Here is a 10,007-nt window from a genome sequence, read left to right on the forward strand (position 1 = left end):
TAGGTAGGCGGCAAATAAAGCTAATCCCTAGGAGCATACATAAGTATGTGACTAGGGTTAGCGTATGAAGCCAACACCCCTACAATTTAAACTATGAAGAGGATTTTCGGTAAACGCGTTGAGGCCGCCCCACCTTTCCATACTCTATCTCGGCTTCAATCTTATTTTGAGCCAAACAATACTCTAAGTAGCGTCTAGCCGTTGTGCGACTTAACTTGATGGTTTCTGCGATAGTTTCTGCTGTGTATTGTGCACCTGCTTGTGTAAAAAGCGCGAGTACTTTATCTAGCGTCAGCGCATCAATGCCCGTTGGCAGCTCTTCTTTAGCTTCACCTCGGGCATAGGTATTGAACATATCGTCAATTTGACTTTGGCTTGTTTTGCTCTTGGTTTGTAATACAGATCGGCGCTGTATAAACCTATCTAAAGTTTGTCCGAGCCTTTCATAAGCAATAGGTTTCACCAAATAATCAAAGACACCTAAACGGATCGCCTCTGAAACGGTTTCCATATCGCTTGCCGCTGTTGTAAAGACAATATCAGCAGTATTTCTTTCCTGAATCAACTCATGAACGAGATCAATCCCTTTACCATCAGGTAAATAATTGTCTAATAAAATTAAATCAGGTTTCATATATTCAATCATTCGTCTGGCTTCGGCCAGGTTTCCTGCTACCCAAACCTTGTCGCACGCGGGATAAGCTTTGATATACTCTGCATGCATTTCTGCAAGAAGTAATTCATCTTCCACAATGAGGATTTTTATCTTAATCATTTTGTATCTTCACTTTCGGAATAAATATAGAGAACACTGTACCATGAGGTTGATTTTCTTCAATAATAACCTCACCGTTGCATCTGTTCACGTAGGATGAAACCAAATAAAGTCCGATACCATGGCCATCTTCAGATTCACTTTTCGTCGTAATACCCCTTTCAAACCACTTACTTTGGATTTCTTGAGGAAAGCCACATCCTTGGTCGGCAACTTCAATCACAATATTCGGTCCTTCATCTGAGAGATATAATTCAACTTGTTTATTACCACTATTAATTTTTAAACTGGCTTCAAATGCGTTATCCAGTAAGTTACCTAAAATTGCACAAAATTCGGTACTGTTTAATGAATCAGGTAATGAACGTAATTGGCTTCCGGGCGTAAAAATAAGTTGTAAACCAAGTTCTTTCGCCCTGTGGTATTTGCCAAATAATAAGCCGGCCACTTGTTTATCTGAAAATTGCTCTCTCAACGAATCGATTAATTGCTGTTGAGATTCAGACTCACCCTTAATCAGCGCCAAAGCTTGGTCATACTCTTTCATTTGTAAAAGACCACTTAGCGTCGACATCCAATTAAGGTGTTCATGGCGTAGCGTTCGCAAATTTTCCACATATTGACGAACTTGTGTCAGTTGGGAATTCAATGATTCAATATCGTTTTGACTGCGAAAGCTGATCACCGCACCAATTAATTGATCGCCATCACGAATAGCAATTCGATTAGCAATCACATTTAATCCATTAAACTCACATAAAATATCATGCTTAGTAGTTGAGATATCTTTCGTAAAAAATTCAGCTGGTGAAATATGCTCAGAAATAGATTTACCTATAAGTTGCCCTACCGGCTCACTCAATGAAAGCATTTTTCTCGCATTATGATTGATATTAATAATCTTGCCATCATAATTAACCGCAATAATTCCTTCAAAGACCGCCTCAAAGATACCTTTTTGAACTAAGACTAACTGTGCTATTTGATCGGGTCCCATACCCAGCATCTGACGCTGAATTAAACGTGTAAATGCCCACGATAAAAATAGCAGTATCACTAAAACACCAAAAAAAGTCGCAACGGTCTGAACAAATAATTCACTACGTGATGTATCAATTTTATTGGTTAGATAACCAATCGATACAACGCCAATAACTTTCTCATTTTCATCGTAGATAGGAGTTTTAGCGCGCATCGCATTACCAATCGAACCCTCACCGCCAATAAAATAACTTTCACCATTTTCCAGAGCACCCGGCTTATTCCATTGCATCTTATAACCCACTTTAGAACTATTGGGGTGATATAAACGCATTGAGTTTTCATCGCCAATTACTACATAGTCATAATCTGAGTCTTGATTAAGCTTATCTGCAATGATTTTTAATTGGAGGATATCTCTTTTTTTCACGGATTCAATCACGCCATCCATCGATGCAATCAATTTTGCTTGATTCATAGCCAAAGAACGAATGTTTGCCATTAGCCGGTTTTCAGCCGTATCCGTAAAATATTTTCCGAGCCCTAACGTCAAAAATAACGAGACGACTAATAGAAGGAAAAAAACTCGGACCGAAAATGAAATCGAGTTTACTTTTTTTAATGTAGGAAGCTGATACTCTTTTTTCATTTTTAATCTCGTTACTGACTGAAAAGTAAAATTTTTGTTAAAACAAAAATGATAGATTAACCAAGAAAATAAACTGACACCCAAATCATAATACACATATTAATAATTAAACGCATTAAAACCACGAAATAAACCCCATATAAGATAATTAAAAACTTTAAAACCATTAAACAAATACAAACTCATTTTAGAAACATGAAATAGGTCAAGTATATTAAATACAGTAGCTTTAATATTAATATTGAAAAGGGTAATTAAATAAAAACTTAGAATTTAATTATAAGAAAATTCAAAAAATATTTATTTAATTAACTTTAACATTAGCAACATTTTAAAAACATCTCTAAAAGAGATGCAGGATACTAATATGTTCGAAAACATAACGTTTAATCAGGTGAAACGTCATGAGAACAGAAAACTTGCTGAAATAACTCAGTTTTTAAAGGAAAACGATTTAGAACTTGATGCAAGTATCGACGTTTTCATTACCATAACTCGCAGCGATAAATTAATTGCTTGCGGAGGACTAGCTAAAAACGTAATTAAATGCGTTGCAATTAGCGATGACGCTCGTGGTGAAGGTCTTGCATTAAAATTAGCGACTGAATTAGTTAATCTCGCTTATGAGAATAATACTACACATTTATTTATTTATACTAAATTTCAAAATGAAAGCCTATTTCAACAATGTGGATTTCATACGATAGCCACCGTTCCTAATATCATGGTTTTAATGGAAAATAGCTGTTGTTACTTAAAACGTTATTTACAAAGCTTAAAAGAACAACGCAAACCAGGAAAAAGAATTGGCTCTATTGTCATGAATGCGAATCCTTTTACACTCGGCCACCGTTATTTAATAGAACAAGCAGCAAAAGCCTGTGATTGGCTACATTTATTTGTCGTTAAAGAAGATACCTCACGCTTTCCTTATAACGTGAGACTCAATCTTATCGAAGCAGGCACTAAAGGTATAGAGAATTTAACTATCCATAAAGGATCTGAATATATTATTTCTCGTGCCACATTCCCTTGCTACTTTATTAAAGATAAAACCGTCGCCAACAACTGTTACACCGAGATCGATATTAAGATTTTTCGTCAATATATTGCTCCAGCGTTGGGAATTACCCATAGATTCGTAGGTTCTGAGCCTTTTTGCCAAGTCACTAATCAATATAACCAAGACATGCGCTTTTGGCTTGAAACGAAAGAGATGAATTTCCCTCCTATTGAACTCGTTGAATTGCAGCGAATGGTCATTGATGGCACGGCGGTCTCCGCCTCGCAAGTTCGAAGACTGCTCGCTAAAAAAGATCTTGCGGCGATTAAGTCGATTGTGCCCGAAGCCACTTATCAATATTTACAAGATATGTTGGCTTCCCAAGTACCTTCTACGATAAACCGCATCGAAAGTTCCGAATTAGTGATAGGTGAATGATGAAAATACGACACGCAGCAGTTGCCGGCACACTTGAATCAAGTGATGTCATGGTACGAATAGAACCTTTAGAAGATACACCAGAGGTTTCTATTCAAATAAGTAGTAGCGTCGAAAAACAGTTTGGTGATGCAATTCATGGCATCGTGCTTGAGCTTGTTAATCAACACAATATCCAAGGTGCACAGATTATAGTTGATGATAAAGGCGCATTAGAGTGTGTTCTCAAAGCACGCCTTGAAGCCTTACTTGCTCGTGCTTGTGACGTTGAATATCTGCCTTGGGAGAACAAATAATGACTCCAGAAAGAAAAACACGCACACGCAGAAGTATGTTATTTGTGCCTGGTTCAAATGCAGCAATGCTCAGTAATTCCTTTATTTATAAAGCTGATGCGTTGATGTTTGACCTAGAAGACTCGGTAACCTTGCGTGAAAAAGATACCGCACGCCGCTTGGTTTACCATGCACTTCAACACCCTTTATATCAAGACATAGAAACGATTGTGCGCGTTAACGCTCTTGATTCTGCTTTTGGGGTTGCCGATCTCGAAGCTGTCGTACGCGGCGGTGCTGATATCGTTCGCTTACCAAAAACTGATACTGCACAAGATGTCATTGATATTGAAAGTGAAATATTACGTATTGAAAAAAGCTGTGGCCGTGAAGAAGGAAGTACTGGACTTCTTGCAGCCATAGAATCACCAATGGGGATCACTCAAGCTGTAAATATCGCCCATTCATCAGCACGACTTATTGGCATCGCATTAGGTGCCGAGGACTATGTCCGCAATTTGCGCACCGAGCGGTCTCCAGACGGCATCGAACTCCTCTATGCTCGGTGCGCCATTTTACAAGCCGCTCGTTCAGCCGGTATCCAAGCCTTTGATACTGTCTATTCTGATGCCAATAATGAAGAAGGTTTCCTCAAAGAAGCCGCGCTCATTAAACAGCTCGGCTTTGATGGCAAATCATTAATTAATCCACGACAAATCGAGTTACTTCATAATCTTTATGCACCAACTCAAAAAGAAGTCGACCATGCACAACGTGTTGTTGATGCTGCTGATGCCGCTGCCCTCGAAGGCAAAGGCGTCGTTTCCCTAAACGGGAAAATGGTTGATGGCCCAGTTATTGACAGAGCCCGACTTGTATTATCACGCGCGGCATTATCAGGTATTCGGGAAGAGTGAGGCAAAGAAAATGACAAATACTACACAGCGTCAGGCGCGCGTATCAGCCTACTTAGAACCTAAAACTGATGAGCTATTACGCACATTTAAAGATATTGGCAAAGTGCAACAGCAGGTTCAAAAACCAAGAAATCGCAAACTTTGTGATGACCTGCAAGTGGCTATACGTCGCTCAGGCCTTAAAGATGGTATGACAATTTCATTTCACCATGCGTTTAGGGGTGGCGATCTCACGGTAAATATGGTCATGCAAGTGATTGCCGAAATGGGATTTCGCAACCTAACTTTAGCCTCTAGCTCATTAAGTGGTTGCCACTCACCGCTTGTTGAACATATTCGCCATGGTGTTATTCGTAAAATCTATACATCAGGCATTCGTGGCCCGTTAGCTGAAGCCATTTCTCGCGGAGAACTTGATGAGCCGGTGCAAATCCATTCACACGGTGGACGTGCCAACTTAGTTCATAACGGCGAGTTAAATATCGATGTGGCGTTTATCGGTGTACCATCTTGTGATGAGTACGGTAATGCTAACGGTTACACTGGCAATGCAAGCTGCGGTTCTCTTGGTTACGCTAAAATTGATGCTGAAACAGCCAAAAAAGTGGTGATGTTAACAGAAGAGTTATTAGCTTATCCCCATAACCCATCAAGCATTAAACAAGATGAAGTTGACTACATAGTGAAAGTCAAACGTGTAGGTGACGCCGACAAAATTGGTGCCGATGCAACGCGTATGACATCAAACCCAAGAGAATTGTTGATCGCACGTACTGCGGCAGATGTAATTGAAAAATCAGGTTATTTCAAAGATGGTTTTTCACTGCAAACCGGGACAGGTGGCGCTTCACTCGCGGTAACGCGCTTCCTCGAAGACAAAATGAGACGCCATAATATTCAAGCCGGTTTTGCTCTCGGCGGTATTACTTCAACAATTGTCGATTTGCATGAAAAAGGACTTATTCGCAAATTATTAGACGTGCAAAGTTTTGACCGTGCAGCCGCTGAATCGCTAGCGCGTAATCCTAATCACATTGAAATTAGCGCCAATCAATATGCCTGCTTTGACTCCAAAGGAGCCTCGGTTGATATGCTAGATGTGGTGATATTAAGTGCGTTGGAAATTGATACTCGCTTTAACGTCAATGTGTTAACTGGCTCTGACGGCGTGATCCGTGGTGCATCTGGTGGTCACAGTGATACGGCAGTTGCCGCGAAACTTTCCATTATTGTTGCACCTTTAGTACGTGGTCGTATTCCAACCTTAGTCGATGAAGTTATCACTTGTGTCACACCAGGTTCGAGCATCGATATTTTAGTCACTGACCATGGTATCACTGTTAACCCTGCTCGCCCTGAATTGAAGCAACAACTTGAAAGCCAAGGTATTAAAACTGTTTCAATGAGTTGGCTGCGTGAACGGGCTCAATTACTCACTGGTGAACCTAATCCAATTGAATTTACAGATAAAGTTGTCGCTGTTGTCCGTTATCGCGATGGCTCTGTTATTGATGTTGTACATCAAATTAAGGAGTAGTTCATGTTTTGCCCACTGCCTGATACTAAAGAGCAATTTGAAATTTCTTTACCTGATTTGCTGGCGAGTCGTGATACCCGTCAAGCTCGCCAGCAGCAATGGATTGGTCTCCACCAGGTAACCTTGATTTCATTTACCGTTGTTTTCCCGGGTGCTGTCAAAGACAGTCATTTGGTTAGACACATCTTTAATCAAGGGTTAAATGCGCTTAAACAAGTTGCTTTATGCAGGCAGTGGGTACTTTTATCACAACAATCTTTTGCTTTAAAAACAGGTCCTGAATGCTTTGTTGCCGTTGATGCAGACGCAAATCTCGTCAAAAAAGCCTTAATTGAAGCGGAAGAGTTATCACCCATCGGCAGACTATGGGATTTTGATGTTTTTGATGCGCAAGGACAGCAGTATTCACGTAGTCAATTAAATCAGACCTCAAGAAGCTGTTTAATTTGTGATAATGAAGCCAAAGTGTGTGCTCGTTTACGCACACATCCGCTAAGCGAAATCCTGAATCGAATCGAGGAGTTAGCCAATGCGCCTACAACTTATTGAACAGTCTAATACGCTCAATGAAGATATCATTCACCATTATAGCCTGCTCGGCTGGCAAGCCATGTTAGCTGAAGTGAATTTAACCCCAAAACCGGGACTGGTGGACAAGCACAACACCGGGGCGCACAAAGATATGGCGCTCACTGATTTTCATTTAAGCGCCAAAGCGATTGCAAAACATTTTCCACAATTTTTACAAGCAGGTGCTAATTACAAAGATTTAGCTATCGAGCAAGTCCTACCTAAAATTAGAACTATCGGTATAGATTGTGAAAAATCGATGTTCCGTGCAACTCAAGGTGTCAATACCCATAAGGGCACGATTTTTTCACTCGGATTAGTACTGACGGCAATTGGTAGGTTACTCGCTTTACAACAAAGGGTTTCTCCCGACGCGATTTGTCAATTAGTTGCGGCTATGTGCCACGGTATTTGTACTGAATTAAAACAACCCACAGATAAACCTACTGCTGGACAACGTTTATATCAGCATTTTGGGTTAACTGGCGCAAGAGGCGAAGCTGAGGGCGGCTATCAATTAGTGATTAACCATTCACTTCCTTATTATTTACAGCAACTTGCATTAGGAAAGACACAACATATTGCCTTATTAAACACGCTAATTTTACTAATGAAAATTAATGACGATACCAATATTGCCAATCGTGGCGGTATGCAAGGTTTAGCGTGGATAAAACAACAAGCAGCTCAACTACTACAAACAGGGATTAATCAACCCGCAGATTTAGTAAAAATAAAACAGTTTGACCAACAATGTATTAATAAAAATCTCAGTCCCGGCGGCAGTGCCGATTTATTAATTTTGACTTGGTTTTTTGCCCGACTACCGTGTTCTGAGATTTATCAAAATAGATCAAACACAACCAATAATTTAAACATTAATTAACACAGGGATAATAAATAAATCGATAGAACCCGTTATAAAAATAGACATCAAAATTATATTTAAATTTATTGCCGATTATTGTTTTAAAGAATTTATGACATATCCGAAAAACTCGAATAAAGATGATAAATATTAAAAATATTATCCCTATTCAAGATACAGCTATATCCCGGATATGCAGTTTAACAAATTCATAATATTAAAAGTTTATACCCTAAACAATTTAAATGAGTAGAAAATAGCAACTAAAGCTACTTCCTAGTATTTAAAAGTTGACCGGTATATAAATCAAGGAAATTGGCCTATGCAAAAAGATAAGATATGGAAACTATTGCTCCTAATAGCAATTCCAATAATTATCGCCTTAATACCGACACCAGCAGGATTGCCTCATATTGCTTGGCTGTTATTTGGTCTTTACCTTGCCGCAATTGTTGGGCTGGTATTAAAACCTTATTCAGAACCAGTTATTTTGTTAGCAACTATCGCTGCTAGTGCCATTATTATTGGCGTAACCGGTACCAAAGAAGTTAAAGCGGGTGAAGTATTAAGTGGTTATGCATCCGGTACCACATGGTTGGTATTTGCTGCATTTACACTGAGTGCTGCGTTTGTTATTACAGGCCTTGGTAAAAGACTCTCCTATATCCTCATTGGTAAATTAGGCGGAACAACTCTAGGACTAGGATATGTCACAGCTTTACTTGACTTAATCATAGCGCCAGCAACACCGTCAAATACAGCTCGTGCGGGTGGGATTGTTTTTCCTATCATTAATAGTGTGGCGGTAGCGCTTGGCTCAGATCCTGAAAAAAGCCCCCGTAAAGCAGGTCATTACTTGTTAGTTAACGTTTATATGGTGACTAAAACCACCAGCTATATGTTTTTAACAGCAATGGCACCGAATGCTTTAGCATTGGCTATGATGACGGACATTATGGGTATTCACTTAAGTTGGGGCGGCTGGGCTTTAGCTGCATCAGTACCTGGCTTAATCATGCTTATTTTAACGCCATTGATTATTTATAAACTCTATCCACCTGAGTTAAAGAAGGTCAATAACAAAGAAATTGCCGCAAAAGGTCTTAGTGACTTAGGCCCAATGACTATCCGTGAAAAGCTGCTTGCTCTTATCTTTATTATTGCACTAGCAGGCTGGATATTTGCAGATAAAGTCGGCGTTAGCGCCTCAAGCGTGGCTATCGGTGTCATGGCATTAACGCTAATTCTTGGTGTTGTCACTTGGGATGACGTATTAAAAAATAAAGGTGGCTGGAATACGCTGATTTGGTATGGCGGTATCATCGGAATGTCCGGTGTTTTGACTAAAGCAGGCTTTTTCAAATGGCTAGCTGATGTCATGGGACAACACCTTTCCTTTGGCGATCAAACCATGCTGGCGTTCTTTGTCATTATGTTTATCAGTGTCGCGATACGTTACCTATTCGCCTCTGGCGGTGCATATGTCGCCGCAATGGTACCTGTATTTGCTACCGTAGGTATGGTTGCAGGTGCACCTCCGATGCTGTTAGCACTAGGCTTATTATTCTCCAATGCCTATGGCGGTAGCTTAACCCATTACGGAGGCGCTGCTGCTCCAATCGTATTCGGTGCAGGTTATAACGATATTCGTTCTTGGTGGATTATTGGTGGGATCATCGCTTTCTTAAGTTTGTTAGTGCATATGACTATCGGCTTGGGTTGGTGGGAAATTCTAATCAATACAGGCTTGATTTAATGCCTTCGCATTTAATTACCCACTAAATATTCCTAATGGGGTGCAATGTAAAAATTGTACCCCATTTAAATACAGTATTATTTCTTGCTAAGCGATTATTACTTTCAAAATTAACGCCACAGCTTGAAATAGAATAAGTAACCTACTCAAAATAGTTCGAGTTGTGGCTAGGCGGCAAGTGACGCTAATCCCTAGGAGCATACATAAGTATGTGACTAGGGTTAGCAAGCGCAGCCAA

At 39.9% G+C, this 10,007-nt stretch carries 9 protein-coding genes; 7 read left to right on the forward strand and 2 right to left on the reverse strand.

The window, feature by feature from the left end:
- Window positions 1-91: 91 nt before the first annotated feature.
- Together dpiA and dpiB are read right to left on the reverse strand one after the other, a co-directional pair.
- Entirely contained in the window at window positions 92-775 is a 684-nt protein-coding gene (dpiA, locus tag ACTH6U_RS16385) for a two-component response regulator DpiA (protein WP_294107671.1), read from the reverse strand.
- On the reverse strand, window positions 768-2,405 hold the full coding sequence (gene dpiB, locus ACTH6U_RS16390) for a sensor histidine kinase DpiB (RefSeq protein WP_441832660.1): 1,638 nt from the start codon (window positions 2,403-2,405) through the stop codon (window positions 768-770). Before dpiB ends, dpiA begins: the two co-directional genes overlap by 8 nt.
- Window positions 2,406-2,772: 367 nt before the next feature.
- Between dpiB and citC the strand changes: the two genes are divergently transcribed.
- The 7 genes from citC to ACTH6U_RS16425 all read left to right on the forward strand — a co-directional run bounded on the left by citC (window position 2,773) and on the right by ACTH6U_RS16425 (window position 9,769).
- On the forward strand, window positions 2,773-3,846 hold the full coding sequence (citC, locus tag ACTH6U_RS16395; RefSeq protein ID WP_294107673.1) for a [citrate (pro-3S)-lyase] ligase: 1,074 nt from the start codon (window positions 2,773-2,775) through the stop codon (window positions 3,844-3,846).
- On the forward strand, window positions 3,846-4,142 hold the full coding sequence (citD, locus tag ACTH6U_RS16400; RefSeq protein WP_294107675.1) for a citrate lyase acyl carrier protein: 297 nt from the start codon (window positions 3,846-3,848) through the stop codon (window positions 4,140-4,142). Before citC ends, citD begins: the two co-directional genes overlap by 1 nt.
- Window positions 4,142-5,038 carry a citrate (pro-3S)-lyase subunit beta gene (gene citE, locus ACTH6U_RS16405; RefSeq protein WP_336430839.1) on the forward strand — a complete coding sequence of 299 codons (897 nt, stop codon included), beginning with the start codon at window positions 4,142-4,144 and terminating at the stop codon, window positions 5,036-5,038. The genes citD and citE overlap by 1 nt, the downstream gene beginning before the upstream one ends.
- Before the next feature lie 10 nt (window positions 5,039-5,048).
- Entirely contained in the window at window positions 5,049-6,575 is a 1,527-nt protein-coding gene (gene citF / locus ACTH6U_RS16410; protein WP_441829469.1) for a citrate lyase subunit alpha, read from the forward strand.
- 3 nt (window positions 6,576-6,578) lie between these two features.
- The gene (citX, locus tag ACTH6U_RS16415) at window positions 6,579-7,124 is read left to right on the forward strand and encodes a citrate lyase holo-[acyl-carrier protein] synthase (RefSeq protein ID WP_336430840.1); all 546 of its coding nucleotides are present in this window, start codon (window positions 6,579-6,581) and stop codon (window positions 7,122-7,124) included.
- A complete protein-coding gene (gene citG / locus ACTH6U_RS16420; protein ID WP_441832661.1) occupies window positions 7,105-8,031 on the forward strand; it encodes a triphosphoribosyl-dephospho-CoA synthase CitG in 927 nt (308 codons plus the stop codon). Before citX ends, citG begins: the two co-directional genes overlap by 20 nt.
- Window positions 8,032-8,335: 304 nt before the next feature.
- A complete protein-coding gene (locus tag ACTH6U_RS16425; RefSeq protein ID WP_294107683.1) occupies window positions 8,336-9,769 on the forward strand; it encodes an anion permease in 1,434 nt (477 codons plus the stop codon).
- Window positions 9,770-10,007: the final 238 nt, after the last annotated feature.

It is taken from the genome of Providencia sp. (assembly GCF_052096715.1).
In the GTDB taxonomy this organism is placed as follows: Bacteria; Pseudomonadota; Gammaproteobacteria; order Enterobacterales; family Enterobacteriaceae; genus Providencia.